Below are 25042 nucleotides of genomic sequence, written 5' to 3' on the forward strand. Positions count from 1 at the left end.
CTGCACTACATTGGTGCAATGACGACAGCTGCCGCCGTGCCGGCGTTCGACGCCCTGACGACGCCCCTGGCCTGGACCGGGGCCGATGGCCGCATCCGCGACTGCAACCTCGCGTTCGCGCGCTGGCTGGGCGTGGGCCGGCGCCGGCTGATCGACCAACCGCTGGCAGCGCTGGAGGCCGAGGGCGAGCTGTTGCGCGAGGCACTGCGTCAGGCCGGCGATCCCAGCGACGGGCCGCTGCGCGTGCGTCGCCTCGCCCTCGCCTATCTCGGCGGCGAGCCGCGATTCGCCGATGCCTGGCTGTCGCGCGAAGCCGATGGCGGCGTGCTGCTCGAGGCGCACCCGGTCGACGAGTTTCCCGGCGCCGATCCCACCCTGGCGATGCCGTTGGCGCTGTCGGCGGCGCTGCGCGGGCTGGCCCACGAGCTGCGCAATCCGCTGGCCGGGCTGAAGGGCGCGGCGCAGCTGCTGGCGCGACGCGTCGGTGACGGCGAGCCGCGCGAACTGGTCGGGCTGGTGGAGGCCGAGGTCGCGCGCTTGTCGGCGCTGGTCGATCAGCTGCTGTCGCCGACCGCGCCGCAACCGCACCGGCCGTTGAACATCCACGGCGTGCTCGAACAGGTGCTGCGTCTGGCCGAGGCCGATGCCGGCTGGGCGGTGCGCATGGTCCGCGACTACGACCCCAGCCTGCCCGAGCTCGACGGCGACGCCGACCGCCTCACCCAGACCATCTGGAACCTGGTGCGCAACGCGATCCAGGCCGGCGCCGCCAACGTCACCCTGCGCACGCGCGCGGCGATCGGCGTGCGCATCGGCGATGCGGTGCATGCGATGGCGCTGCGACTGGAGGTCGTCGACGACGGCCGCGGCGTGCCGGAGGACATGGTCGAGCAGATCTTCCTGCCCCTGGTCTCGGGCCGCGCCGACGGCAGCGGCCTCGGCCTGGCGCTGGCCCAGCAGGTCGCGCGCGAGCACCGCGGCGCGCTGGTCTATCGCTCGCGGCCCGGCCATACCGTCTTCACCCTGCAATTGCCCTTCCCCTCCGACGACGCGCCGCGCGCCGTTCCCGGGCCCGAGGAGTCCATGCCGTCATGACCACACCCCCTTCGCGCATCTGGGTCGTCGACGACGATCGGTCGGTCCGCTTCGTGCTGGCGACTGCGCTCAGCGAAGCCGGCTACGACGTCGCCAGTTTCGACGGGGCACACGCCGTGCACGATGCGCTGGCCGCGCGGCGTGCTCCCGACCTGCTGTTCACCGACGTGCGCATGCCCGGCGACAGCGGCCTGCAGCTGCTGGATGCGCTGAAGCGCGACCACCCGCAGCTGCCCGTGGTCGTGATGTCGGCCTATACCGACGTCGCCAGCACCGCCGGCGCCTTCCGCGGCGGGGCCCATGAATTCCTGTCCAAGCCCTTCGATCTCGACGACGCCGTGGCCCTCGCCGGGCGCGTGCTCGGTGACCGCGACGCCGATGCGGGCCTCGAGGTCGTGCCTCTGTCCGAGGCCACCGGCGATGCCCTGGTGGGCGATACGCCGGCGATGCGCGAGCTGTTCCGTGCGATTGGCCGTCTGGCCCAGGCGCCGGTCTCGGTGCTGGTCACCGGCGAGACCGGCACCGGCAAGGAGCTGGTGGCCCGCGCGCTGCACCGCGAATCGCCGCGGGCCGCGCGGCCGTTCGTCGCACTCAACACTGCGGCCATCCCGGCCGAACTGCTGGAGAGCGAACTGTTCGGCCACGAAGCCGGCGCGTTCACCGGCGCCGCGCGCCGTCACGTCGGGCGTTTCGAACAGGCCCACGGCGGCACGCTGTTCCTCGACGAGATCGGCGACATGCCGGCCTCGCTGCAGACCCGGCTGCTGCGCGTGCTGGCCGAGGACGAGTTCTTCCGTGTCGGCGGGCGTGAGCTGATCCGGGTCGACGTGCGCGTCATCGCCGCCACCCATCAGGATCTCGAAGCCCGGGTCGCCGAAGGGCGGTTCCGCGCCGACCTGCTGCACCGGCTCGACGTGGTGCGCTTGCGGCTGCCGCCGCTGCGCGACCGGCGCGACGACGTGCCACGGCTCGCCGAGCGCTTCCTGCAGGCGGCCGCGCAGCGCCTCGACGCGCCGCCCAAGCGGCTCGGCCGCGCCGCGGTGCAGCGCCTGCTCGAACACGACTGGCCCGGCAACGTGCGCGAACTGCAGAACCTGTGCTGGCGGCTGGCGGCGCTGGCGCCCGCGGACCGCATTTCGGTCCAGGATCTCGACGGTCTGCTCCCGCGGCGCGCGGTGGCCTCGGCGCGGTCCGATCACGACGGTGAGGACTGGGAGTCCGCACTGCGTGCCTGGGCCGACGTCCGGCTGCGCGACGGCGAGACCGACCTGCATGCGCAGGCGCGCGAGCGTCTGGACCGCGCGCTGCTGGAAACCGCGCTGCGCCACACCGGCGGACGTCGGGCCGAAGCCGCCACGCGGCTCGGTGTGGGCCGCAATACCCTGACGCGCAAACTCGGCGCACGGGGGCGCCGTGGCTGAGCGGTCTTCATCCCGGCCTGAGGTACCGGCCGCTAAGGTGCGGCGCATGTTTCTGCTCCGGTTTCGTTCGACGTGTGCGGCCCTCGCCCTCCTCGCGCTTGCAGCTTGCGCCAGCGCCCCGCGCCCCGCGCCCGCCCCGCCCGCCGCCGAGGCCGCGCCGCTGCCGCCGGCCGCGAGCGGCACGGCGCGCAGCGCGGTCGCGAATCTGGCGTCGGCATCGGGCACCCTGGTCAGCGGCCGGCTGACGCTCCATGCCGAGACCGGTGGCGTGCGCGTGCGGGGCGACATCGGTGGCCTGGTCCGTAACGGCACCCACAACCTGCGCCTGCATGCGCGCGGCGATTGCAGCGCGGTCGATGCCACCAGCGCGGGCGCCGAGTTCGACCCGCTGCGCGGTGTGCTCACACGCGAGCCCGACCCCGGCGACCGCGGGCGCATCGTCGCCGACGCGCGCGGCGTCGCCGCGGTCGATCTCCTGCTGCCGGGGGCGGTCCTCGGCGGCGGTGGCGGCAACGACATCGGTGGCCGCGCGCTGCTGGTGCTGGGGGCGACACCCGGCGCGATCGGGGCGCGCGTGGCCTGCGGCGTGATCCAGATCGCCTGATTTCCCGTCGACGCGCGTCGCGTGTCGATTCCGTTCCCTGCTCACAGGAGCTAGTCCATGACTTCGATGCCTTCCCGCCTGCTGGTTCCGGCCGTTCTGGCCGCTGCGCTCGCCGCCTGCGGCGGCGGTTCGAGCGGCGGCGACAATGCCGCCGCCGAAGCCGACCGCGCGGGCGAGACCGCCACGTCGACGCCCGCGACCGAGACCCCGGCCGCCGCCGCTGCCGGCGCCTCCGCGATGCTCGAACCCACCGAAGGCAACCAGACGCGCGGCGAGCTGCGCTTTGCCGCCGTCGGCGACCGCATCGAGGTCACCGGCACCATCAGCGGCCTGCCCGGCAACAGCACGCACGGCTTCCACGTCCACGAAACCGGCGATTGCAGCGCGCCGGATGCCACCAGCGCCGGCGGTCATTTCAATCCGGCCGGCACCGAGCACGGCCGCGTCGGCCAGGACGCGCATCACGCCGGTGACAGCGACAACATCACCGCCGACGCCGAGGGCAACGCCACCGTGCAGGGCTGGCTCGAGGGCGCCACCGTGGGCGACGGCGCGGCCACCGACATCGTCGGCAAGGCCGTGATCGTGCACGCCGACGCGGACGACTACGTCACCCAGCCCACCGGCAACGCCGGCGACCGTCTGGCGTGCGGCGTGATCGCCGCGCGCTGACGCCCGGGCGGTCGTCCCGCGCTCGCGGGACGGCGCCGATCCCGCCGCCGCCCGTCTTCCGCGGGGGCGGCGTTCCACGGGACGCGGCGCCGGCAGGGCACTTCGAATGGTCCCAGCGCAGGCCCCCTGCTGTCAGCCGCGGGCCGCTGGCGCCACACGCGGTGCGGAGCCGGATGCCCTCAGCGCAAGGCGTCGACCGGATCCTGCCCCGGCGCCACGTGCACGAACTGCACGTCGATGCCGTGGGCCTGCAGCACGGCGGCGATCTGCCGCTGCCGCGCTTCGTGCATCGCCAGTCCGCGCGCGAGCCGCCCTTCGTCCTGCTCCTGCGGCGCGTAGCGGGTGCGCCAGTCGGCCGGCGCGAGCAGGGCCATGCGCACCTCGCCGTCGACGTGGCGCAGCAGCGGTTCGGGTGGCGCGTCCAGCCAAGCTTCGCTGGAGGCGGCCAGCAGCGCTGTTTCCAGCACGTTCCACAGCGGCTCCAGGCCCTGGTTCGAGTACTGCAGCGCCATCATCGCCAGCAGATCGTGCAGCGTGAGGTAGCGCGCGTGCTCGATCCGCGCACCGAACGCCTCCTGAGCCATCAGCGCGGTCTCGGCCTGGGCCATGCCCAGATCGAGCAGGCTCGCTTCCATATGCGCGGACACGGCGTCGGTCGTCTCCGGCGCCCCGGTCAGCAGATACGGCAATACGCGCAACCGGCCGCCCGCCAGCTGGGCGTCGGCCTGGAACGGCAGCGGCACCTGGCCACGGGCATCGGCGCCGAATGCGATCACGCGCGCGCCGTCGTCCGTCCGCGGTGCACGCGCGCGCAATTCGTGAAGCCGGCGATGCACCGGCCAGCCGGGACGCAGCAGCTCCGCCGGATCGAAATGCGCGGCGGCGAACACCAGGTCGAGCTCGCGGGCACCCGGCACCAGCGCGCCGAGGTCGTGGCCGATCCGCGTCGCGAGGGCCCCCGCGGCCTGCGGATCCAGCGCGCCGCGCGTCGGCGACGCCTCCCCGCTGAGCTCGAGTGCGAGCACGCCGAGCACCTGGGGTGTGGAATCGTGTTGGGAAATGTCGGGATCTGCGGTCATTGGCCGTGCACACCGGCAGCGATACACTCGTTCACATTATGCCCGCCGCCGGTCTGCGACGGTCTCACGCTTTCTTCCCGCGAGGAATTCCCGATGCTGCAAGGTCGTCCCGTCGCCGTGCTCGGTGGCGTCCGCATTCCGTTCTGCCGCCAGAACACCGCGTATGCAGACGTCGGCAATCTCGGCATGTCGGTGCGGACCCTCGGGGCGCTGGTGGAGAAGTTCGGCCTGCACGGCCAGCAACTCGGCGAAGTGGCGATGGGCGCGGTGATCAAGCACTCCAGCGACTGGAACCTCGGCCGCGAAGCCGCGCTGTCGTCGGGCCTGTCGGCGCTGACGCCGGGCATCACGCTGCAGCGCGCCTGCGGCACGTCGCTCGATTCGATCATCACCATCGGCAACAAGATCGCCGCCGGCCAGATCGAATCCGGCATCGGCGGCGGCTCGGACACCACGTCCGACGTGCCGATCGTCTACGGCCGTGGCCTGCGTCGACGGCTGCTCGCGGCCAATGCCGCCAAGACCACCCAGGACAGGATCGCGGCCTTCAGGGGCTTCCGCCTGCGCGAGCTCAAGCCGGATTTTCCGGGCGTCGCCGAGCCGCGCACCGGCAAGTCGATGGGCGAGCACTGCGAGGACATGGCCAAGGAATGGAACATCTCGCGCGACTCGCAGGACGAGCTGGCCGTCGCCTCGCACCACAAGCTGGCCGCCGCCTACGAGCGCGGCTTCTTTGATGATCTGGTGGTGAGTTTCCGCGGCGTCGCGCGCGACAACATCCTGCGTCCGGACACGTCGATCGCGAAGCTCGCGACGCTCAAGCCCGCATTCGACAAGGTCTCGGGCCGCGGCACGCTGACCGCCGCCAACTCGACGCCGCTGACCGACGGCGCGTCGGCCTGCCTGCTGGCCAGCGACGACTGGGCGGCCGCGCACGGACACGAGGTGCTGTGCCACATCCGCGATGTGCACGTGGCGGCCGTGGATTTCGTCCACGGCGAAGGTCTGCTGATGGCGCCGACGGTGGCGGTGGCCGAGATGCTCGCGCGCAACGGGCTGACCCTGCAGGATTTCGACATCTACGAGATCCACGAGGCCTTCGCCGCGCAGGTGCTGTGCACGCTGCGCGCTTGGGAGAGCGAGGACTATTGCCGCACGCGGCTGGGTCTCGATGCGCCGATGGGCCGGATCGATCCGGAGAAGCTCAACCCGCTGGGCTCGTCGCTGGCGACCGGGCATCCGTTCGCGGCGACCGGTGCGCGCGTGGTCGCGACCGCGGCCAAGCAGCTGGCCGAGCGCGGCGGTGGCCGCGCGCTGGTGTCGATCTGCACCGCCGGCGGCATGGGCGTGGTCGCCATTCTCGAACGCTGAGCATGCGTCGCCTGTTGCTCGTCGGCGCCTGCGCCCTCGGCACCGCCTGCGCGGACGGTGCGGATGTGGACGTGCGCGCCTGGCCGGCCTGCGATGCGCTCGGCGCGAGCATCGGCCCCCTGGTGCAGGACCACGAAGGCCCGTTCACTGAAATGTTCGTCGGCGAACCCGGCGTGGCCGACGGCATGGCGTGCCGCTGGGGACGGCCCAGGGCCGCGGACGCGGACACGCTGCGCGCCGCCCTCGGAGACAGCGGGGACATCCGTGTGCGGGTCCAGGTCGCATCTTTCCGCACACCGCGCCGCCTGCGCCACGACGCGCCCCGTGCGGCCGCGATCGGCGGCTTCGTCCAGACCGCTGACGGCGTCTACGATTCGGCCGCCGAGGTGGAGGCATTCGCACCGCGCGTGGTGGCCGGCGGCGTCAGCGTCAGTGTCGACCAACTGCCGTTCCTCGCGTCCGACGTGCCCGGCCGACGGCTGACGGTGGACGATGCCGTCACCGCCGCCGTCGACATCCACCGCGCGCTGCGCGCCGCCCACGAGTGAGTCCCATGTCGTCCGAGCTCCGCCTTGTTTCAGCAGCCCGCCTGACCGGTCTGGCCTGCGCCGTGCTGTTGCTCGCGGCCTGCGGGTCGGATACGCCCGCGCCCGCCGCCGGCCCGCAGCGGGTTGCGGCTCCGTTGCCGCCCGATGCGCTGCCCGAGTGCGCCGCGATCGGCGAGGCGCTGGGATCCCTCGTTGCAGGCCTGGAGGTCGTGGATCCGGCCGGCACGCGCCAGACCGCGCCCGAGTCGCACGGCATGAGCTGCGCGTGGCGCTCGACCGACGACGGCGGGGCCCTGGGCGCGATCATCATCGTCGATACCCAGCCGCTGACCGAGGACGACATGCGCCGCGCCGGGCTCTACGCCACCGATCCGCGGGTCGCGGCGCTCGGCGGCTTCATCGCGATTCCCGACGGGCAGTTCGATGGCGCATCGATCCTGGGGCCCGTCGGTCCCCAGGTCATCGTCGGCCCGGTCACGGTGACGCTGGCCGGCAACGCGCGCGGCGCGGTGGCGGACGTGACCCTGGATCAGGCCATCGACGGCGCCGTCGCCGTTCACCGGCGTCTGCGCTGAGCACAGGCCGGTCGCCGGGATAGACCCGCGGGCCGGCGCCAGGCGGCGGGGCGAGCTCGGTCTGCGCTATCGGCGACGCGACCGTGCCGAACATGCAGGCCGGTTCGCGCGTGGCACCAGCGCGGCGGTTCGATCCGTATCGCCGTCAGATGATGCGCGGCGCCCTCGCCGGGCGGTCTAGACGCGCGGCGGCAGCGCGCGATCGTCGGCCGGGACGGACGAAGGATCGCGGTCGTCGCGGACGTCGACGACCGTATCCGGGCCGGCCGTGTGGGACACGGGCAGCGCGATGACCGGTTGATGACGGGCAGCACGCAGCGCGTTCGCATAGCAGAGCTGTGCCCGGTGGTCGTCGCCGGCCGCGGCGTATCCGTCGCCCAGCTGCACCCAGGCGTCGCGGCCCGCGCCCTGGTCGATCGCACGCTGGAGCTGCTCCCGGGCCTGGGGCCACTCGTGATGTGCCTGGTGCACGCGGGCCAGCCCCAGCATCGCGCCGGAGCTCGACGGGTGCGCCTGCAGCCAGCGCTCCAGACGGCTGCGGCGGTGCGCGGCATCGCCGACCTCCAGCGCCGAATAGCGGCTCACGAGCTGTTCGTCCCACCGTGCGTCGAGTGCGGTTTCCAGCGCGCGCAGCGCCGCATCGTGCCAGCCCAGGGCGACGGCACGGTCGACGTAGGCCAGCACCACCGGGGTTTCGGTCTTCAGGGCCTTCGGAAGCGCCTCCCAGCGCTCGGCGAGGACGTTGCCGTCGGCTGCCTCGCGCAGCGACGCCGCGGCCCAACGCAGTTCGCGCGCCGCGAGTTGCGATTCGGGCAGGGCGCGCTGCTGGCGCAGCGCCCCGAGCAGGCCGTAGGCCTCGGCGGCGTGGCCGGTCATCGCCCAGGCGTCGGCACGCAGCGCGAGGCCACGCGGTGGCAGTGGCTGCGCGGTCGGCGCCTCGAGCGCGGCCAGGGCATCGATCGGGCGTTCGTCGAGCAGCGCGATCTCGGCCAGCGCGATGGCGCGTGTCGCCGGATGCCGGTCGCTGAAGCGGTCGAGATGGGCGCGGGCAGCCACGGCGTCTTCGCGCGCGATGGCGGCCTGCGCGGCCGCGACGCGGGCCGCGGACTCGTAGTAGGGCGTTTCGTCGGCCGACTGCTGCAGCAGCTTTTCGGCCTTGGCGTAATGCCCCAGATGCAGGGCTTCCAGGCCCTCGCCCAGACGGCTCTGGGCGCGTGTTTCGCGATACCGCCCCCAGCTGCGGAAGGGCAGCAGGAGCAGGGTGACCACCAGCCAGACCAGCACCATCGCGCCCAGCGCCATCGCGATCGCATTGACCAGGGTGGTGGTGCGATCGACACCGCCGTACCGGACCAGCACGTAGCCGGGATCCTGGGCCAGCAGGAACTGCGCGGCGAGTGCGCCCACGAGCGCGATGACGATCCAGACCAGCAGGGCGCGGAGCAGGGACATGGCGGTGATTCCGGGTTCTGGGGCCGTGAGGACGCCTACGCTGACAGAGACCCGCGTGATGGTGCCGTCGCGGTCGATTCGCCCATTCAGCAACGAGTGGCCGAATCGACGGCGGCCGCCAGCAGTGCAGCGGGGCGGGCATCGGCAGCGCGGCGGACATCGTCGAACCCCAGCGTGCGCAGCCTTGCCGCCAGGCGCTCGCTCGCGGCGATCGCGCGCGCCGCGCGCAGCCGCGCCGCGATGTCGTCCGGCATCTTCGCCAGCGTCAGCGACAGCGCTTCGGCACTGCTGACCGGCAGCAGCCAGGGCATCGGCAGCGCACGGAGCGCGGCCAGCCGCGCCGGCGTCGGGCATATCGGGTGACGGGCGTAGACATCGGCACGCCGCACCGTGGCGCCCTTGCGTGCCAGCGTCGGCGCGAGCACGCCGCGCCCCCCGGGGGCGGTCACCAGGCCCACGGTGCGCCCACCGATCGCCGCCAGCGCGGGCAGGGCCAGCAGGCCTTCGCTGTCCATCCGCGCCGGCGCCTGCACCCGGCGCAGGCCGGACCCACGCAGCGCGCGCGCCGTGGTGTCCCCGACCGCCAGCCAGACCTGGTCGTTCCGCGTCTCGCGCAGCGGCTGCAGCGCTGCCGCCGCATGCACGGCCGGCGGGCTGGTGAACAGCACCACGTCGGCGTCGAGCGCCGCGCGCAGCGCCTGGCGGGTGACGTCGTCGTCGCGACGCACCAGCCGCCATGGCGACAACGCGAAGGTGCGCGCGCCCAGACGCGCCGCCGCGCGCCGCAGCCCCTCGTGGGCTCCGGCCGGTCGCAACGAGATGACGTAGTATCCCGCCAGAAGCGAGGAAGCCGGCGCGGCATGCATGCGCCCAGCTTGGTGGCTGCCGGGAGACGGCGCAAGCCGCATCACCCCATCCCCAGGACCCGCATGAGCCACGATCCGCTGCACGCCCTCGAGGCGCATTACCGTTCGATGCCACCCGTGGTCGCGATGCAGGTGCGCATCGCCGAGTTCGACGGCGAGCGGCTCCGCCTGCAGGCGCCGTTGGCCACCCACGTCAACGACAAGGGCACCGCGTTCGGCGGCAGCCTGACGTCGCTGATGACGCTGGCGGCCTGGGGCCTGACGACGTTGCAGGTGGAGGCGGCCGGGCTCGACGCCGAGGTCTACGTCGCCGACTCCGACATCCGCTACAAGGCGCCCCTGCGCGCCGACCTCGAGGCCGAGGCCACGCTGGCCGAAGGCGACTGGCCGGCGTTCCTGCGCACGCTGCGCCAGCGCGGCCGGGCGCGGGTCACCTTGCGCGCGCAGGTACCGCTGCCCGACGGCGGCGTGGCCACCGAGATGCAGGCCCGCTACGTCGCGATCCTGCGCCCGCCCGCCGCCGCCTGAAGCGGCGGGCCGGCGGCACTTGCGCGCGGCGCGCGCGCTGGCACACTTCCGCGCCGTCCCCGTGCCCGCCGGCGTCCATGTCGCATCCCTGTCTGACCTGCGGTGCGTGCTGCGCGTTCTTCCGCGTCAGCTTCCATTGGAGCGAGGCCGAGCCCGAGGTCGGCGGGCGCGTGCCGATCGAACTCACCGAGCCGCTGCGCACGCACGAGCGGGTCATGCGCGGTACGTCGCAACCCCAGCCGCGCTGCATCGCCCTCGATGCCGACATCGGCCGCTACTCGCGGTGTTCGATCCATCCGGTGCGGCCGTCGGTCTGCGCAGCGGTGCCGGCTTCGCTGGAGTTCGGCGCGCGCAGCGCACAGTGCGACAAGGCCCGGCTCGCCCATGGCCTGCACGTGCTCGAGGCCGACGACTGGCGCTGGCGCAACGTCGAGACCGCCGGCACCGTGCCGGGCGACGCCCGGATCACGCCGCCCGCGGTAACCATCTGAGTCAGGCGGCCGGCACCACCATCGTGGTGCGGTCGAGAAAGTCGCGGATCTCCGGCACCAGGCGCTCGTGCCGGTCCTCGAGCACGTAGTGACCGGCATCCTCGAACGCCGTCACCTCGGCCTGCGGCAGCGCGGCGCGGAAACCGTCGAGGAAATGCCGGTCGAACACGAAGTCCTTGAGTCCCCAGCCGATGAAGGCGGGACGGTCGGCGTAGTCGGGCAGGTGCCGGCCCGCGGCGTCGACCAGCGACCAGGCGCGGTCCTTCGGACCGAGCGGAATGTCCTGCATGAAGCGGATCGTGCTGATGCGGTTGGCCCAGCTGTCGTAGGGCGCGACATACGCGGCGCGTACGTCGGCCGGCATCCGCCGCTCCACGCCGAACCAGGACGCGCCCGCCGAGAAGGCGTTGAATCCGCGCACCATCCACTCGCCGACCGTGTAGTCGCGTCCCAGCGCGATCTGCCACGGCATCGGCTTGGCGGCCGGCATCGGAAACGCCGCGGTATTGGTGATCACCAGCCGCCCGACCTGCGCCCGGTGCTCGAGTGCCCAGCCGAAGCCGATCATGCCGCCCCAGTCGTGCACCGCCAGCGTCACCGGGCCGTCGATGCCCAGATGGGCCAGCAGCGTCTGCAGATCCTCGATCCGCGAGGCCAGCGTGTAGTCGTAGCGCGGTGCGGCGCGCTTGGCATCGTCCGGCTTGTCCGACAGCCCCATGCCGATGTGGTCGGGCACGATGCAGCGGTACCGATCGCGCAGGCCGAGCACGAGATGCCGCCAGTAGTAGCTCCACGACGGATTGCCGTGCAGCATCACGATCACGTCGGCGTCGCGCGGCCCCTCATCGAGGAAGTGCATGCCCACGCCCGGCCGGACATCCAGCCGATGGGAAGTGAAGGGATAGTCAGGAAACTGCACGGCCGTTGACGCCCGGATTCGGAATTTCGGGACCGGCATTGTAGTCAGCGACGCGCTCGACCACTGGATGCTGGGGTCCGGGCCGCGTTCATGAACGCGATGCGCGATCGGGCCAATCGCGTTCATATGCGGGAAAATGAACAGAAAAGCGCGAGACGCGCCGGTAAACTTGGCCGGTGAAAGTGAATGCGTCAGCACGTCCGGATGATCCCGTCGCCGTGTCGCACGGAGCGCGCGCTGCGCTGCGTGACGCGACGGCAACGCAGCATGCGCGTGTCGACAGCGCGTTTCCCCAGGGTCTCTCCACGCCGCAGGCCTACGCCGGATATCTCCGTGGCATGCATCGATTCGCGCTCGATTTCGAACGCGCAACCGGCCGCGCGCCGCGTCAGTCGCGCTGGCTCGCGCACGATCTCGATGCGCTGGGTCTGATGCCCATCGCGGAGGCATGGTCGTCGCCCGCGCCGCTCGTCGATGACGACGCGGCCACCGGCTGGGAGTACGTCATGGCCGGCAGCAGTCTGGGCGCACGCTATCTCGTGCGCGCGGTGCGCAGGCTCGGCCACACCGGCGAACGCGGGGCGCGTTTCCTGGAACGCCACGGCGCCAGCGAGGACTGGCGTGAGGTCCAGCATCGGCTCTCCGCGGTGGACACGGCCGACGCCGCCCGGCTCGCGCGCATGATCGACGGCGCGCGCGATGCCTTCACCCATGTTGCCGCGTGTCTCGCGCGCGGCGCAGATCCGGCCAACGAGGAGCACGTCCTGTGAACCCAGCCCTTGAACGCGCCCTCGAGGCGTGCGCCAACGAGCGGATCCACCTGTCGGCCGCGATCCAGCCGCACGGCTACCTGATCACCTGCCAGCTGCCCGACTGGACCATCCATCACGTCTCGGCCAACATCGAGGCGCTGATCGGTGCGCCCGTGCAGGAGATGCTGCGCAGCTCGCTGCGCGAGTTCCTCACCGACGATCTGATCCAGGCCATCGCCGAAACCATCGGTTTCAGTGAACCCGGTGCGCCGCCTCAGCGCGCGGCCGTGTCCAACATCGGGCCGATGGCGCATCTGTGCGACGTCAGCGTGCACATCGCCGACGGCCTGGTGCACATCGAGATCGAGCCGCAGCTGCGCAGTGCAGGGGAGCGGTCGCCGACGGTGGTCGCCCAGACCATGATCGCGCGTGTCGCCAACAGTGCCGACATCGCCGATTTCAACCAGCGCGTCGCCGAACAGGTGCGCCAGCTCACCGGCTACGACCGGGTCATGGTGTACCGCTTCCGGCACGACGACGCCGGCGAGGTGGTGGCCGAATCACGCGCGTCCGAGTTGCCCGCGTATCTGGGCCTGCGCTATCCCGCCTCGGACATTCCGGTGCAGGCACGCGCGCTGTACCTGCGCAACCGCATCCGGGTGATTCCCGATGCGCGCTACGTGCCCGTGCCGATCGTGCCCGAGCGCGACACCCGCGGGCAGCCGCTGGACCTCAGCCAGCACGCCCTGCGCAGTGTGTCGCCGGTGCACCTGGAATATCTGGCGAACATGGGCGTGGTCGCATCGATGTCGATCTCGATCATCTCCGGCGGCCGTCTCTGGGGCCTGATCGCCTGCCATCACCGCAGCCCGCGTCGGGTGCCGCCCGGCGTGCGCGCGGCGGCCGACCTGTTCGGCCTGTTCGTTTCGATGCGCGTGGCCTCGCGCGAGCAGCAACAGGCCGCGGCGCTGGAGGAAGAGGCCCGCAACGTCCGCGACGCACTCGCATTGCGGCTCGACAACGCCAGCGAGCCACGACTGGCGCTGACCGGGGAACTCGATCTGCTGGTGCGCGCGATCGAGTCCGACGGCGTCGGCCTGTTGCAGGGCGGCCACTGGTACAGCGCTGGCCGTGCCCCGGACGGCACGTTCGTTCCGGGTCTGCTCGGCTGGTTGCGGGGCTGCAATGCGGGCACCGGCCCGGTCAGCACCGACCATGCCGAGGAATGGGCCGAGACGGTGGACGCCGCCGACGGCCTGGCCGGTGTGCTCGCATTGCCGCTCGATCTGGGCCGCGACGAATGGGTGTTCTTCTTCCGCTGCGAACAGGTGGACGAGGTGCGCTGGGCCGGCAGCCCGGACGAACCCTTCCTGCTGAACGAGGACGGCACCCGGATCGGCCCCCGTGCGAGTTTCGCCGCGTGGCACGAAACCGTGCGTGGCGTCAGCGCGCCGTGGACCGATGCCGACCGCCGCATCGCCGGGCGCCTGCACCTGATGCTGCGCGAGCGCTACCGGCGCGGCACCCTGCAGCCTGACCTCGGCGACATCCGCGCGCAGGGCACGCGGCTCGACGTGCGCAGTCAGCGCGATCGCCTGCAGCAACTGTCCGAGCTTCTGGACGGCATGGTGCACGTCAGCCCGCAGGACGCGGCCCAGCTGTCGCACCGGATCGACCGGCTGGAATCCGACCTGCAGGGCCTGATCGACAACGCGGTGGTCGAGGAAGACTGAGCGCAGCCGACGGGGCGCTGATCGCGCGGAGCGACGGCCATGCCCGATGCGTGGCCCACGCGCAGGCGACGTCGAGACGCACCGGACCCGCTGACGCGTTCGGCGAGCCGAGCGGGTGCGCCGCGTTGCGGGTGTGCACGCGTGAGTCCCGATGCCGGGCCGCGGGTCGCAACGTCACCATCGGCCCCGCCGTTCCGCTGCCCGCCGCCGGCGCGGCGCCCGGTTCGATCCCGACGCACCGCGCATCGCATACGTCGATGCTGTCGGCATGCGGCCCGGGATGTTGCGTTCAGCGGACGACGACGCCGAGACGAGGCCGCGCTTGGAAGCGAGCGCAAAAAAGGCCGGACATGCCGGCCTTTCTCAACGGTCACTCTGTCAGTGGGCGGCTTACCACTCCACCTCGGCCATCGTGCAGTTCAGCCCCGAACCGATGCCCAGCAGCGCGATGCGATCGCCCTTCTTCAAGCGGCCCAGCTCCTTGAGCTTGCTCAGCACGATCGGCACGGAGGCCGGACCGATGTTGCCGTGCTCGCCGAAGATCGTGTGGACCTTCTTCGGATCGATGCCGAAGCTCTCGACGAACGCCCCGGTGTGCACCTTGCTGACCTGGTGGATCACGAACTGGTCCAGCTCGTCGACCACCCAGCCCATCGCCTCGCGCGCGGCCAGGAAGGTCTTCTGCGCCAGCTTCATGCCTTCCATCAACAGCATGCGGGTATCGGTGACCATGCGGTCGAGGTTGCCGCGGCACAGGGTGTTCCACTCGGTCGCCGAGCGCGTGACACCGCCCTTGTAGCGCGGCGCGTCGGGCAGCAGGTCGGCGCGTGCGAGCACCATCGCCGCCGAGCCGCAGCCGAGCGTCAGCGTGGCGAGTTCGTTGCGGAAATCCTCTTCCGTCGTCTCCGGGCGCAGCAGACGTTCGATGGTCTTCTCGTAGGCCAGATTCGCGGTCTCGCCGTCGACGACGAGCGCGTAGTCGATCTCGCCCAGTTCGATCATCCGGCTCGCGACATCCATGCCGTTGACGAAGGCCAGGCAGGCGTTCGCGAGATCGTAGTTCTGGCAGGTGTCCGGAATGCCGAGGTTGCCGCCGACGATGCTGGCCGTGGACGGCTCGAGGTAGTCGCGACTCACCGAGGTATTGACCAGCAGGCCCAGCTTGCCGACATCGATGCCCGCGTCGTCCAGCGCCTTGTGGCCGGCCATCGTCGCGGCGTCGGAGGCCTGGACCTCGTCGTCCCACAGGCGGCGCGCATGGATGCCGGCGATGTCCTTCAGTACGTCGGTCTTGATGCCGAGGCGGTCGATGGTCGGCTTCAGTCGTGCATTGATCTCGTCGCTGGTCACACGGTGCGGCGCATCGACATGGGCGAGGCCGGCAATGGCGACGTTCTTGAAGAGCATGGGCAGGGCGCCGGATCTGGCAAAGGGAGCCGCATAGGGTACCCGCTTCGGCGGGCCGACGCATGCTGCAGCACGGGTGAACGCGCCCCGGCGCCCGGCACGTCAGGCGGGAAACCGGGGCCTTGAGACCAGGAAGAAGACGCCCGCGCCGTGTCGCGCGGGCGGGTGGATCAGCGACCGCAGCGCCAGGCCGCGAAGCGCTGCGTGCCGCCGGCCGGCTCGCCGAGCGGATGGATGGTGTCCGCATCGAGGCCCGGCGCCTCGTTGCGCGCCAGCGTTTCCAGTTCCTCGCGCACGCGCAGCGGGTTGCGCTCGACGAACGCGATGCTGTGCTTGACCGACACTTCCACCTCGCCGCGCTTCTCGCAGCCGGAGGGCGCGGCGCTGGTCACGCGGACCGTGCTGGCGCCGGGCGCCATGTGCACCCAGGTGCAGCCGGTGACGGACAGGGACAGCAGCAACACCAGCATTGACGTGCGCATCGAGGGCTCCGGAGGCGGGGGCAGGGCGATGCCGCCATTGTGGCCGGCATCGCCGGAGTGGACCAGAACGCGGGCTTACTTCGCCGGCCGTGTGACCGGCCGGCCGTCGGCGTCGAGCACCTGCACCTCGCCCAGTTCGAGCGTGCGGATCGGTGCCTCGATCTGCGCCAGATCGCCGACCACGACCCAGGTCAGCGCGCCGGGGTCGATCGTCGTCGCCACGCCGGCGAGATCGCGCACCGTCATCGATTCGATCTCCGCCTTGCGCTGGAACACGTAGTCGTCCGGACGGCCGAAGCGCACGTTGCCGCCGATCGTCGACATCACTGCCCACGCGGTCTCGTACGCGCCGGGCAGGCTGAGCGTCTGGATGGCGCGGGCGCGGGCCAGTTCGGCGTCGGTGGCCGGACGCGCACCGGTGGCGAAGTCCGCCAGCTCGCGCTGGATCTCGGCCATCGCCTCGGCGGTCTTGTCGATCTGCACCGGCGCCGACGCCATCCACGGACGCTGGCCCAGCGTGCCGCTGGCCGAACTGCGCGCGCCGTAGGACCAGTGCTTGTCCTCGCGCAGGTTCATGTTCAAACGCGCGGTGAAATCACCGCCGATCACGGTATTGGCCATGTCGAAGCGGGCGGAGGCCGCATCGTTCGTCGGCGGAATCACCTGCGCCGCGAAGATGTTGGCCTGCACCGCGCCGGGCTGGTCGATCAGGAACACGCGCGCGGCGCTCGGACGTGCGACCTCGGCGACCTCGATCGCCGCGGGTGCAGGGCCGGTGCCACGCCAGTCCCCGAAATGCCGTTCCAGCATCGGCACGATGTCGTCCAGCGTGGTGTCGCCGACGACGATCAGCGTGGCACCTTCGGGACGCACCCAATCACGATGGAAGGCGACCAGTTCGTCGCGCGAGAGCTTCGCGATCGCGTCCTCGGTGCCGCTGCCGGTGAACGGGATCGCATACGGATGACCCGCCCCGTAGACCAGCGGCGGCAGCACGCGCATCGCCACGCTGGCCGGACGCGCTTTCTCCTGGGCGATACCGGCGATCCACGTCGCCCGGATGCGGTCGATTTCCGCCTGGTCGAAGTTCGGCCGGCGCAGCATGTCGGCGAACAGCGCGAGGGACGGGTCGAGGTTCTCCTTCAACGCCGAGACGTAGGCATTGCTGCCGTCGAGCGAGGCGCCCGCGCCGATGCTCGCGCCGAGTGCCTCCACGCGATCGGCGAAGTCGAGCGCGCTCAATCCGCCGGCGCCCTCGTCGAGCATGTTCATCGTGAAGCTCGCCGTGCCCGGCGTGCGTCCGAGATCGGCGGTGTACCCGCCCTTGAACTCGTAGCTCAGCTGCACCACCGGAATCTCCGGGCGGCGCGCCAGGATGACCTGGGTGCCGTTGGACAGTGTGGTGCGCTGCTGCTCGGGGAACTTCAATTCGGGGAACGAGGTGGTCGGCGGCACGCCGGTGCTGCGGTCGACGGTGCTGCGCGTGGTGCGGTACTTCCGGTCCGGCGCCGGCGGCGTGAACGGCGCCGGCGTGACCGCCGGCTCTTCGGCCAGTGGCGTGCGCGCGCCGGGCACGACGGTGAGCGTGTGGCTGCCGACATCGAGCCAGGTGGCGCCGGCCGCCCGCACGTCGGCGGCGGTGGTCGCGGCCACGTTGGCCAGCGATTCCCGGAAGCAGCCTGGATCGCCGGCGTAGACGGTGCATTCGGCCAGGGCATCGGCCTTGCCGCCGAAGCCGCCGATGCGCTCGATGCCGCGCACGAAGCCGGCGCGGAACGCGGTCTTGGCGCGTTCCAGCTCCTCGGCGCTCGGCCCCTCGGCGATCAGGCGCTGGAGTTCCTCGTCGATCGCCGCTTCCACCGTCGCCGGGTCCACACCCTGCTTCACGGTGGCCATGATCATGAAGGTCGAGCCCAGCTGCGAGCCGTAGGCGCCGGCGCTGACGTTGTCGACCAGACGGTCGCCGTGCAGTAGGCGGCGATCGAGTCGTGAGGCCTTGGCGCCGCCCAGGATGCTGCCCAGCACCTGCAGGTGGTCGATGTCGGTCGTGCCGAGTTCGGCCACGTTCCAGGCGCGGTAGATGCGCACCTGCGGGACCTGGTCTTCCAGCGTCTCGCATGTGTCGGCGGGGCGCCTGGCCACGTCGACCGCGGGCTGGGCCATCGTCGGGCCGGCCGGGATGTCGCCGAAGTACTGGGTCACCTTGCGGCGCGCGGTGGCCACGTCGATGTCGCCGGCCAGCACTAGCACCGCATTGTTCGGGCCGTACCAGGTACGGAACCAGGTCTTGACGTCGTCGAGCGAGGCCGCGTTGAGGTCCTTCATCGAGCCGATGACACCGCGGTGGTACGGATGGCCGGCCGGGTACAACGCGCGGGTGAGGCGGTCCCAGACCTGGCCGTAGGGCTGGTTCTCGCCCTGGCGCTTCTCGTTCTGGACCACGCCGCGCTGCTCGTCGAGCGCGGCCTGGTCGACCGCGCCGAGCAGGTGGCCCATGCGGTCGGATTCCATCCACAGCGCCATGTCGAGCGCGGTGGTCGGCACGTTCTGGAAGTAGTTCGTGCGGTCGGTATTGGTGGTGCCGTTCTGGTCGGTCACGCCGACCTGCTTGAAGGGATCGAAGAACTCGCCGTCGTGGTGCTCGCTGGCCTGGAACATCAGGTGCTCGAACAGGTGCGCGAAGCCGCTGCGGCCCTCCGGCTCGTCCTTGCTGCCCACGTGGTACCAGATGTTGACCGCGACGATCGGCGCCTTGCGGTCCGTGTGCACCACCACGCGCAGGCCGTTGGGCAGGGTGAAGGTCTCGTAGGGAATGTCGACGCCGGCCGCCTGCGACGGCGGCGCAGCGAGCGCCATCGGCGCGGCGGCGACGCCGGACAGGGCGAGGCCGGTGGCCAGGGCGAGCAGGGCCGCACGGGGGCGCGACGGGACGGAACGGAGACGGTCAGCGGACATGCCGGTCCTTGGGTTCGGGCAGGGTTGGACCCGCATCCTAGTCAGCGGCGGTCCGTGCGGCACGGGCCGCAGGTCACGGTCCGCCACCGGGCACCCGCGTCGGTCTGCCCCGTCCGGGAGAAGGAGCCCGGAGGCGGATGGGGCGGCTTCGACACACGAGCGGCGACGTCCACGGCCCTCACCCGACGCGCTGCCGCTGGTCGACCTCGCCCGCAAGGAGGATGCGGATCGAAGGCCCCCGCCTGATCCTCACCCCGGCGCGACTAGCATCGAACTCCGTTTCCGCCCGAGAGCCACGTCATGACTCACTGGACCCTCGTCACCGGCGCCAATCGCGGCCTCGGCCTCGAATTCGTCCGCCAGCTGCTGGCCGACGGCGCGCGCGTGGTCGCGACCTGCCGTCATCCCGGCAAGGCGACGGCGCTCAACACCCTCGTCGCCGAACACCCCGGTCATCTGAAAGTGCTGCCCCTCGACGTGGCCGACGCCCGCTCGCGCGAGGAGCTGGTGCGCGAATGGCCGCTGGCCGCCGGCGAGGACGCGCGTATCGAACTGCTGGTCAACAACGCCGGCGTCCTGCACAGCGGCGAGCGCTTCGGCACGCTGACCGCCGACACGCTCGACGACAGCCTGCGCACCAACGTCACCGGCCCACTGCTGCTGACCCAGGCGCTCGCGCCGCTGCTGTGCGATGGCGCGCGCGTCGCCAACCTGTCCTCGCAGCTGGGCTCGATCGCCAATACCACGCGTTTCGGTACGCCGAGCTACGCGATCAGCAAGGCGGCGCTGAACATGGCGACGGTGCAGCTGGCCCACGCGCTGCACGCGCGCGGGATCGTCGTCGTCGCCCTGCATCCGGGCTGGGTGCGCACCGACATGGGCGGCGCGCAGGCGAGCGAAACGCCCGAGGCGTCGGTTACCGGCCTGCGCACGGTCATCGACGGTCTCGGCCCCGACGACAGCGGCCGCTTTCTCGACTGGGCCGGCGCGGCTCTGCCCTGGTAGGCCGGAGGGCGTCACTCGCCCTCCGGCGTTCCCTGCTCAGAAGCGGTAGTCGAAGCGCACCGCGACATTGCGCTCGGCGCCGTAGCGTTCGCTCAGGGCTTGACGCGAACTGGTGCGCGAACGCGCCGACCGATAGGTCAGGTAGTCCTCGTTGAACACGTTGTTGACGTGGACGCTGACCACCGCATTGTCGTTGAGATGCAGGCGGCCGGACAGGTTGACGGTCTCGTAGGCGGGTGCCACGTCTTCGGGACGCGTATTGAAGTGCGACTTGAATTCACCGTAGGCGGCCACGTCGGCGCGTGCAAACGCCTGCAGACCGAACAGGCTGAACTCCTGGTCGACCGCAAGGTAACCGTTGTACTTGGGCACCATGGTCATGTCGTCGCCGGCTTCGGAACCGAGTGCCTCGTTCGCCACCAGCATGCGTGAATCGGTATAGCCGGCATTGAAGGTGAGCATCGTGCGCTCACCCAGCATCAGTGAGCTTTCGAACTCCACACCTTCCGAGCGCGCCGATTCGCCGGGCGTGTTGGTGGTGTAGCTGAAGCCGCACGACGGCATGTAGACCGACGCCCAGGTGCCGCTCCAGTCGATGCGGTAGATCGCCGAACTCACCCGGAAGCGACGATCGAACAGCGCCGCCTTGAAGCCGAGTTCGTAGTTGTCGATCGCATCGCTGTTGTAGCGCGCCTGGTACGCCCCCGCGAAGTCGTCGCCGGCGCACGAGGTCGGCAGCGGGGCGTTGTTGCCACCGGGCCGGTAGCCCTCCGAGTACAGGGCGAAGATATTGAGATCCCGGTTGGGCATGTACGAGAGACTGAACTTGCGACGGCTGCCCGACTCCTCACCGGAATAGGCTTCTTCGAAAACGGGCGAGCCGTCGGCGTTGGTGCCGAACCAGATACCGCTGCGCTGGAAGGCGGTGGCGTCCTCGAATTCGAACGCGCGCAGCCCCGCCGTGAGCTCGAATGCGCCGATTCCGGTGTCAAACAGATAGCTGAGCTCGCCGAACGCGGCACGCTCGCGCGAGTAGTCGTACAGGGTGGTCAGGTTGTAATTGATGCTCGGATCGCCGTACAGCGTCTGGCCGAGTTCGGCGATGTTGCGGATCCCCAGATCGGTGAAGCCGTAGTCGAAGAAGTCGTTCCAGGCCGAGAAGATCGCCACGCTGCGCGGATCGGTCCGGTGATACTGCCACTGCTCGTCGGGGGTGTAGCCCTGCCAGGAGCGATCCTGGAACAACCCGATCGTCCAGTCGAAGCCACCCATGCGCTCGTTGTTCTGGAAGCGCAGTTCGTGCGTGGTCCGATAGCTCGATGCGCGGTTGACGATCCAGGTCTGCGCCATGTCGTCCAGATCCAGGCGCGACCAGTTGTCGAGCGAATTGGAAAAGTTCTTGCGGTAGGAACCGACGTAGTGCAGCGAGCCGACCCCGAACACGTCGTCGACGTCGGTCCGGAGCGAGAACAGGTTGGTCGTATCGCGCGCCCAGCCGTCGAGCTGCTCGAAGATCCTGTACCTGGGATCGACCTTGCTGCCCGCACCGGGCGCGAGGCAGGCGGGACGCTCCGCACCCGCCGGACAGTCCACCGTGTCGAAGTCGACGTCGTACCCCCACGGCGAGGCGGGGTTGGGGGTCAGCGTGGGGACATAGTAGAAGCCGGCGATCGAGCGATCGGCATTGACGGTGCCGACGCTGTCGGTCGCCGTCCAGATGTGGCCGAGGGTGACGTCCACCGTGTCGGCCGGCTGCCAGCGCAACTGCGTACGGATGAACTCGCGCTCCGACTTCTGCGGGTTGCCGGTGGCGACATTGAAGATCTTGCCCGGCGAGTCGCGCTTGCTGGCCGCGATGCGCAGCGCCAGCGTGTCCTCGACGAGCGGTATGTTGACGCTCGCCTGCAGACGCGCGCCCGTGCCGGTGCCGCCTTTCTCCCGGCTGGCTTCCAGCGTCGTGGCGACTTCGGCCTCGTCGAACTGGGGGGCACGGGTGCGCAGCTGAACCGTGCCACCGATGGCGTTGGAGCCCCACAGCGTGCCCTGCGGGCCACGCAGGACCTCGGCCTGCTCGATGTCGAAGACATCGCCGAAGCCGAACGGAATGCCGTCGACGAACTGGCTGGTCGTGCCCGGCGTGGGACTGTTGCCTCCGGCCAGGCCGCGGAGCACCAGCTGTCCCGTCGGGCTCGCACCACCCGCGAGTGTCCGGTAGATCTCGCTGACCGTCGTGATGTTGCGATCCGTGAGCTCCGTCGCCGACACGACAGAGATGTTCATCGGCACCTCGAGAATGGTCTCTTCGCGCTTTCGCGCGGTCACCGTGACTCGATCCAGGTCGGTGGCCCGGTCCGTCTGGGCGGCGCCGGCGTCAGCCGGCGCGATCTGCGCCTGTGCATACGCAGGCGCGGACAGGACGAAGCACAGTGAGGCAGCGAGCGTCTTGCGGCGCAGGCGGCGGTCGGCGGATGTACGCATCATCGAAACCCCCTCGGACTGTAGAAAGAAACCGCTTGGGAGACGAGCGCCTGCCCGTCCTGCGCCGATGGCCGGCGCCTTCCCATTTCTCCCCCCGGCCCGATGTTAGGCATACGTTCAGCCCCGTGTCATCCTCGCGGCCCGCCCACCCAACGCGCAGCCGCATGTACGACGTGGTACTCCACAACCCCGAGATCCCTCCCAACACCGGTAACGTGATCCGGCTGTGCGCCAACACGGGCGCGCGGCTGCATCTGGTGCGGCCGCTGGGCTTCGATCTCGACGACCGCAACCTGCGCCGGGCGGGGCTCGACTACCACGAATACGCCACGCTGCAGGTCCACGACGATCTCGACGCCGCGCTGGCCGCGATCCGGCCGACGCGCCTGTTCGCGTTGAGCACGCGCAACAGCGTGCGTTACGACCAGCCGGCGTTCGTGCCGGGCGACGCGTTTCTGTTCGGCAGCGAAACCCGCGGCCTGCCCGACGCGGTGCTGGCGCGCGTGCCCGACGGCCAGCGCCTGCGCCTGCCGATGCGCCCCGGCAACCGCAGTCTCAATCTGTCGAACGCGGTGGCGGTGGTCGTGTTCGAGGCGTGGCGGCAACACGGCTTTGCAGGGGGCGCCTGACCGCAGCCGCCGCGTCAAGTTCCTGTACTTTTAAGTTCAATATTCAGCGCCGGTTGTCGGCGTGGTCCGAGAATGCAGTCCTCGGCCCGGGCGGCTGTGCTTCCCTCCCCTCGAAGCATCTCCCTCCCCTGCTGTCCGGGCCGACACCTTTCCTTGCAGCGAGCACGCCCCCCGATGACACGTGTACTGACCCTGGCGGTACTGGCCGCGGCCCTTCCGTTCACCGCCCAGGCCGCTGAAGGCCTGTCGTACACCTACCTCGAAGGCGGCTATTCGGCGAGCCGGTCGGACCTCGCGCCGGTCAATCCGAGCGCCGATTCCGATGGCTGGTCGGTGCGCGGCGCCGCTGCGTTCCATCCCAATTTCCACGCCTTCGGCGATTACACCCGCGAGCGCGTGGATCGCAGTCCGCTCGACCGGGACCAGTGGCGTCTGGGCGTCGGCTACAACCACGAAATCAATACGCGCACCGATCTGCTGACGCGCGTGGCGTATCAGTCGATCGATTTCGGCCGCGGGCTCGACGCCAGTGGCTATGCGGTCGAGGTGGGCGCGCGCAGTGCGCTGCTGCCGACGCTCGAAGGCTATGCGCTGGCCGGCTACGAGGATTACGGCAGAGGCTTCGACAGCGAGTTCTACGGCCGCCTCGGCGCGCAATGGACGTTCACGCCGAACTTCGGTGTCGCCAGTGACGTCAAGTTGATCCGGGGCGGCGACCGGCAGTGGTTCGTCGGCCCACGCCTGCGCTGGTAATTCCGTCTCCGTGGCATCCGGTCCGCGTTTCCCCGACGCGTCCCCTCTCTCCCTCCCGGATGTCGCACCGCCCCGGCCTGCCCACGCAGGTCGGGGTTTTTTATGCCGGTCGGCTCCGGTGTCTCGCGCGACGCCGGAGCTGCAGAGACGAGAACGCCCGGCGCGGGCCGGGCGTTCATCCTGCGCCGCGGCGGGGGTCGTCAGCCGAACAGCGCCTCGGGATACTCGGGCTTCTGCTCGCGCGCCATCAGGCGTTCGAGACCTTCGGCCGGCGAAATCTCGCCGTGCAGCACCGCGCGCACGTTGCTGGAGATCGGCAGTTCGATGCCGTGGCGCTCGGCCAGGCGCATGACCTCGTCGGCGGTCTGCACCGATTCGACCACTTGGCCGATGGCGCGCACCGCGTCTTCCAGCTTCTCGCCGCGGCCCAGGGCCAGGCCCAGCCGCCGGTTGCGCGACAGATCGCCCGAGCAGGTCAGCACCAGATCGCCGAGGCCGGCCAGACCCATCAGGGTTTCCGGTCGGCCGCCGATCGCCCGGTTCAGGCGCAGCATCTCGTTGAGGCCGCGGGTGATCAGGCCGGTGCGCGCATTGAGGCCGAGTTCCATGCCGTCGGCCGCGCCGGTGGCGACGGCCAGCACGTTCTTCATCGCGCCGCCGAGCTCGGCGCCGCACATGTCGCTGCCGGTGTAGGCACGGAACGACGGGCCGTGCAGCACGTCGGCGACGGTCTGCGCGAAGACCGCGTCGTCCGACTGCACGGTGATCGCGGTCGGCAGGCCGGACGCGACTTCCTTGGCGAACGAGGGGCCGGTGACGACCGCCAGCGGCACGTCTTCGCCGACCAGACCGCCGGCCACTTCGTGCAGGAAGCGGCCCGAGCCGGGTTCGAAGCCCTTGGTCGCCCACGACACGCCGACACCGGCCGGGCGCAGCGGCGCCAGCAGTTCCAGCGTTTCGGTGAAGGCGTGCGAGGGGACGACGACCAGGATCAGGCCGGCGCCTTCGACGGCGCGGGCCATGTCGGTGGTCGCACGCAACGTGTCGGGCAGGGCGATCCCCGGCAGATAGCGCGGATTCTCGTGGCGCCGGTCGATCGCCTCGATCTGCTCCGCATTGCGGCCCCACAGCGTGGTGGGGTGCCCGTTGCGGGCGATCAGCGAAGCGAGCGCGGTGCCCCAGGAGCCCGCGCCCAGCACCGCGACCGCGGTGGTGCGGTCACTCACG

The 25042-nt window shown here is 70.9% G+C and carries 23 protein-coding genes; 14 read left to right on the forward strand and 9 right to left on the reverse strand.

The features are described 5' to 3' along the window. Positions 1-18: 18 nt before the first annotated feature. Genes PQS31_RS08755 through PQS31_RS08770 form a run of 4 tightly spaced genes read left to right on the forward strand, consistent with a single transcriptional unit; the run spans position 19 to position 3792 of the window. A complete protein-coding gene (locus tag PQS31_RS08755) occupies positions 19-1095 on the forward strand; it encodes an ATP-binding protein (RefSeq protein WP_272762326.1) in 1077 nt (358 codons plus the stop codon). Then, positions 1092-2516, forward strand: coding sequence for a nitrogen regulation protein NR(I) (ntrC, locus tag PQS31_RS08760; RefSeq protein ID WP_272762327.1), 1425 nt, complete (start codon positions 1092-1094; stop codon positions 2514-2516). The genes PQS31_RS08755 and ntrC overlap by 4 nt, the downstream gene beginning before the upstream one ends. 46 nt (positions 2517-2562) lie before the next feature. Beyond that, complete coding sequence (locus tag PQS31_RS08765) at positions 2563-3120, forward strand: superoxide dismutase family protein (RefSeq protein WP_272762329.1); 558 nt, start codon at positions 2563-2565, stop codon at positions 3118-3120. Positions 3121-3177: 57 nt separating this feature from the next. Beyond that, positions 3178-3792 (forward strand): superoxide dismutase family protein, encoded by a 615-nt coding sequence (locus PQS31_RS08770; protein ID WP_272762330.1) that lies wholly within the window; start codon positions 3178-3180, stop codon positions 3790-3792. 179 nt (positions 3793-3971) lie between these two features. On the opposite strand, the gene PQS31_RS08775 is transcribed toward PQS31_RS08770, so the two are convergent. Further along, positions 3972-4871, reverse strand: coding sequence for a hypothetical protein (locus PQS31_RS08775; RefSeq protein ID WP_272762331.1), 900 nt, complete (start codon positions 4869-4871; stop codon positions 3972-3974). 93 nt (positions 4872-4964) lie between these two features. On the opposite strand from PQS31_RS08775, the gene PQS31_RS08780 reads away from it, so the two are divergent. The 3 genes from PQS31_RS08780 to PQS31_RS08790 are packed head-to-tail and all read left to right on the forward strand — an operon-like array spanning position 4965 to position 7365. Further along, on the forward strand, positions 4965-6242 hold the full coding sequence (locus PQS31_RS08780; RefSeq protein WP_272762332.1) for an acetyl-CoA C-acetyltransferase: 1278 nt from the start codon (positions 4965-4967) through the stop codon (positions 6240-6242). Positions 6243-6244: 2 nt separating this feature from the next. Further along, on the forward strand, positions 6245-6790 hold the full coding sequence (locus PQS31_RS08785) for a hypothetical protein (RefSeq protein ID WP_272762333.1): 546 nt from the start codon (positions 6245-6247) through the stop codon (positions 6788-6790). A 5-nt stretch (positions 6791-6795) separates the two neighbouring features. Beyond that, the gene (locus PQS31_RS08790; RefSeq protein ID WP_272762334.1) at positions 6796-7365 is read left to right on the forward strand and encodes a hypothetical protein; all 570 of its coding nucleotides are present in this window, start codon (positions 6796-6798) and stop codon (positions 7363-7365) included. A 177-nt stretch (positions 7366-7542) separates the two neighbouring features. Here PQS31_RS08790 and PQS31_RS08795 read toward each other — a convergent pair whose 3' ends face one another. Both PQS31_RS08795 and PQS31_RS08800 read right to left on the reverse strand, forming a co-directional pair. Continuing rightward, positions 7543-8817, reverse strand: coding sequence for a heme biosynthesis HemY N-terminal domain-containing protein (locus tag PQS31_RS08795; RefSeq protein WP_272762335.1), 1275 nt, complete (start codon positions 8815-8817; stop codon positions 7543-7545). Between the two features lie 86 nt (positions 8818-8903). Then, on the reverse strand, positions 8904-9683 hold the full coding sequence (locus PQS31_RS08800) for a uroporphyrinogen-III synthase (RefSeq protein ID WP_272762336.1): 780 nt from the start codon (positions 9681-9683) through the stop codon (positions 8904-8906). A 63-nt stretch (positions 9684-9746) separates the two neighbouring features. Between PQS31_RS08800 and PQS31_RS08805 the strand changes: the two genes are divergently transcribed. Both PQS31_RS08805 and PQS31_RS08810 read left to right on the forward strand, forming a co-directional pair. Continuing rightward, positions 9747-10211, forward strand: a complete 465-nt coding sequence (locus PQS31_RS08805) for a YiiD C-terminal domain-containing protein (protein WP_272762337.1) — start codon at positions 9747-9749, stop codon at positions 10209-10211. A gap of 77 nt (positions 10212-10288) precedes the next feature. Continuing rightward, entirely contained in the window at positions 10289-10702 is a 414-nt protein-coding gene (locus tag PQS31_RS08810) for a YkgJ family cysteine cluster protein (protein ID WP_272762338.1), read from the forward strand. Between the two features lies 1 nt (position 10703). Here PQS31_RS08810 and PQS31_RS08815 read toward each other — a convergent pair whose 3' ends face one another. Then, positions 10704-11621 (reverse strand): alpha/beta fold hydrolase, encoded by a 918-nt coding sequence (locus PQS31_RS08815; protein ID WP_272762339.1) that lies wholly within the window; start codon positions 11619-11621, stop codon positions 10704-10706. A gap of 338 nt (positions 11622-11959) precedes the next feature. Here PQS31_RS08815 and PQS31_RS08820 point away from each other — a divergent pair, with 338 nt between their 5' ends. Continuing rightward, the gene (locus PQS31_RS08820) at positions 11960-12391 is read left to right on the forward strand and encodes a biliverdin-producing heme oxygenase (RefSeq protein ID WP_272762340.1); all 432 of its coding nucleotides are present in this window, start codon (positions 11960-11962) and stop codon (positions 12389-12391) included. Further along, positions 12388-14106 carry a GAF domain-containing protein gene (locus PQS31_RS08825; RefSeq protein WP_272762341.1) on the forward strand — a complete coding sequence of 573 codons (1719 nt, stop codon included), beginning with the start codon at positions 12388-12390 and terminating at the stop codon, positions 14104-14106. Before PQS31_RS08820 ends, PQS31_RS08825 begins: the two co-directional genes overlap by 4 nt. Before the next feature lie 390 nt (positions 14107-14496). Here the strand turns inward: PQS31_RS08825 and PQS31_RS08830 are convergent, their stop codons facing one another. The 3 genes from PQS31_RS08830 to PQS31_RS08840 form a co-directional block, all read right to left on the reverse strand. Then, entirely contained in the window at positions 14497-15513 is a 1017-nt protein-coding gene (locus PQS31_RS08830) for a 3-oxoacyl-ACP synthase III (RefSeq protein WP_272762342.1), read from the reverse strand. Between the two features lie 170 nt (positions 15514-15683). Beyond that, on the reverse strand, positions 15684-15995 hold the full coding sequence (locus PQS31_RS08835; RefSeq protein ID WP_272762343.1) for a DUF4156 domain-containing protein: 312 nt from the start codon (positions 15993-15995) through the stop codon (positions 15684-15686). A gap of 75 nt (positions 15996-16070) precedes the next feature. Beyond that, entirely contained in the window at positions 16071-18950 is a 2880-nt protein-coding gene (locus tag PQS31_RS08840) for a pitrilysin family protein (RefSeq protein ID WP_272762344.1), read from the reverse strand. Positions 18951-19250: 300 nt separating this feature from the next. Here PQS31_RS08840 and PQS31_RS08845 point away from each other — a divergent pair, with 300 nt between their 5' ends. Continuing rightward, positions 19251-19955: an SDR family oxidoreductase gene (locus PQS31_RS08845; protein ID WP_272762345.1), complete on the forward strand. Its 705-nt coding sequence runs from the start codon at positions 19251-19253 to the stop codon at positions 19953-19955. A gap of 36 nt (positions 19956-19991) precedes the next feature. Here the strand turns inward: PQS31_RS08845 and PQS31_RS08850 are convergent, their stop codons facing one another. After that, positions 19992-22433, reverse strand: a complete 2442-nt coding sequence (locus PQS31_RS08850) for a TonB-dependent receptor (RefSeq protein WP_272762346.1) — start codon at positions 22431-22433, stop codon at positions 19992-19994. A gap of 164 nt (positions 22434-22597) precedes the next feature. Between PQS31_RS08850 and PQS31_RS08855 the strand changes: the two genes are divergently transcribed. Together PQS31_RS08855 and PQS31_RS08860 are read left to right on the forward strand one after the other, a co-directional pair. Next, the gene (locus PQS31_RS08855; RefSeq protein ID WP_272762347.1) at positions 22598-23062 is read left to right on the forward strand and encodes a tRNA (cytidine(34)-2'-O)-methyltransferase; all 465 of its coding nucleotides are present in this window, start codon (positions 22598-22600) and stop codon (positions 23060-23062) included. Positions 23063-23236: 174 nt separating this feature from the next. Then, positions 23237-23815: a diffusible signal factor-reguated Ax21 faimly protein gene (locus tag PQS31_RS08860; protein ID WP_272762348.1), complete on the forward strand. Its 579-nt coding sequence runs from the start codon at positions 23237-23239 to the stop codon at positions 23813-23815. A gap of 200 nt (positions 23816-24015) precedes the next feature. Here PQS31_RS08860 and PQS31_RS08865 read toward each other — a convergent pair whose 3' ends face one another. Next, complete coding sequence (locus PQS31_RS08865; RefSeq protein ID WP_272762349.1) at positions 24016-25041, reverse strand: NAD(P)H-dependent glycerol-3-phosphate dehydrogenase; 1026 nt, start codon at positions 25039-25041, stop codon at positions 24016-24018. Position 25042: the final 1 nt, after the last annotated feature.

The organism is Luteimonas sp. BLCC-B24 (assembly GCF_028550595.1).
Taxonomy (GTDB): domain Bacteria; phylum Pseudomonadota; class Gammaproteobacteria; order Xanthomonadales; family Xanthomonadaceae; genus Luteimonas.

Excerpts from the sequence above, each read along its gene's own strand:
- PQS31_RS08755 (WP_272762326.1), top strand. The coding sequence starts at position 19 with ATGACGACAGCTGCCGCCGTGCCGGCGTTCGACGCCCTGACGACGCCC.
- ntrC (WP_272762327.1), top strand. The coding sequence starts at position 1,092 with ATGACCACACCCCCTTCGCGCATCTGGGTCGTCGACGACGATCGGTCG.
- PQS31_RS08765 (WP_272762329.1), top strand. The coding sequence starts at position 2,563 with ATGTTTCTGCTCCGGTTTCGTTCGACGTGTGCGGCCCTCGCCCTCCTC.
- PQS31_RS08770 (WP_272762330.1), top strand. The coding sequence starts at position 3,178 with ATGACTTCGATGCCTTCCCGCCTGCTGGTTCCGGCCGTTCTGGCCGCT.
- PQS31_RS08775 (WP_272762331.1), bottom strand. The coding sequence starts at position 4,871 with ATGACCGCAGATCCCGACATTTCCCAACACGATTCCACACCCCAGGTG.
- PQS31_RS08780 (WP_272762332.1), top strand. The coding sequence starts at position 4,965 with ATGCTGCAAGGTCGTCCCGTCGCCGTGCTCGGTGGCGTCCGCATTCCG.
- PQS31_RS08785 (WP_272762333.1), top strand. The coding sequence starts at position 6,245 with ATGCGTCGCCTGTTGCTCGTCGGCGCCTGCGCCCTCGGCACCGCCTGC.
- PQS31_RS08790 (WP_272762334.1), top strand. The coding sequence starts at position 6,796 with ATGTCGTCCGAGCTCCGCCTTGTTTCAGCAGCCCGCCTGACCGGTCTG.
- PQS31_RS08795 (WP_272762335.1), bottom strand. The coding sequence starts at position 8,817 with ATGTCCCTGCTCCGCGCCCTGCTGGTCTGGATCGTCATCGCGCTCGTG.
- PQS31_RS08800 (WP_272762336.1), bottom strand. The coding sequence starts at position 9,683 with ATGCATGCCGCGCCGGCTTCCTCGCTTCTGGCGGGATACTACGTCATC.
- PQS31_RS08805 (WP_272762337.1), top strand. The coding sequence starts at position 9,747 with ATGAGCCACGATCCGCTGCACGCCCTCGAGGCGCATTACCGTTCGATG.
- PQS31_RS08810 (WP_272762338.1), top strand. The coding sequence starts at position 10,289 with ATGTCGCATCCCTGTCTGACCTGCGGTGCGTGCTGCGCGTTCTTCCGC.
- PQS31_RS08820 (WP_272762340.1), top strand. The coding sequence starts at position 11,960 with ATGCATCGATTCGCGCTCGATTTCGAACGCGCAACCGGCCGCGCGCCG.
- PQS31_RS08830 (WP_272762342.1), bottom strand. The coding sequence starts at position 15,513 with ATGCTCTTCAAGAACGTCGCCATTGCCGGCCTCGCCCATGTCGATGCG.
- PQS31_RS08835 (WP_272762343.1), bottom strand. The coding sequence starts at position 15,995 with ATGCGCACGTCAATGCTGGTGTTGCTGCTGTCCCTGTCCGTCACCGGC.
- PQS31_RS08840 (WP_272762344.1), bottom strand. The coding sequence starts at position 18,950 with ATGTCCGCTGACCGTCTCCGTTCCGTCCCGTCGCGCCCCCGTGCGGCC.
- PQS31_RS08845 (WP_272762345.1), top strand. The coding sequence starts at position 19,251 with ATGACTCACTGGACCCTCGTCACCGGCGCCAATCGCGGCCTCGGCCTC.
- PQS31_RS08850 (WP_272762346.1), bottom strand. The coding sequence starts at position 22,433 with ATGCGTACATCCGCCGACCGCCGCCTGCGCCGCAAGACGCTCGCTGCC.
- PQS31_RS08855 (WP_272762347.1), top strand. The coding sequence starts at position 22,598 with ATGTACGACGTGGTACTCCACAACCCCGAGATCCCTCCCAACACCGGT.
- PQS31_RS08860 (WP_272762348.1), top strand. The coding sequence starts at position 23,237 with ATGACACGTGTACTGACCCTGGCGGTACTGGCCGCGGCCCTTCCGTTC.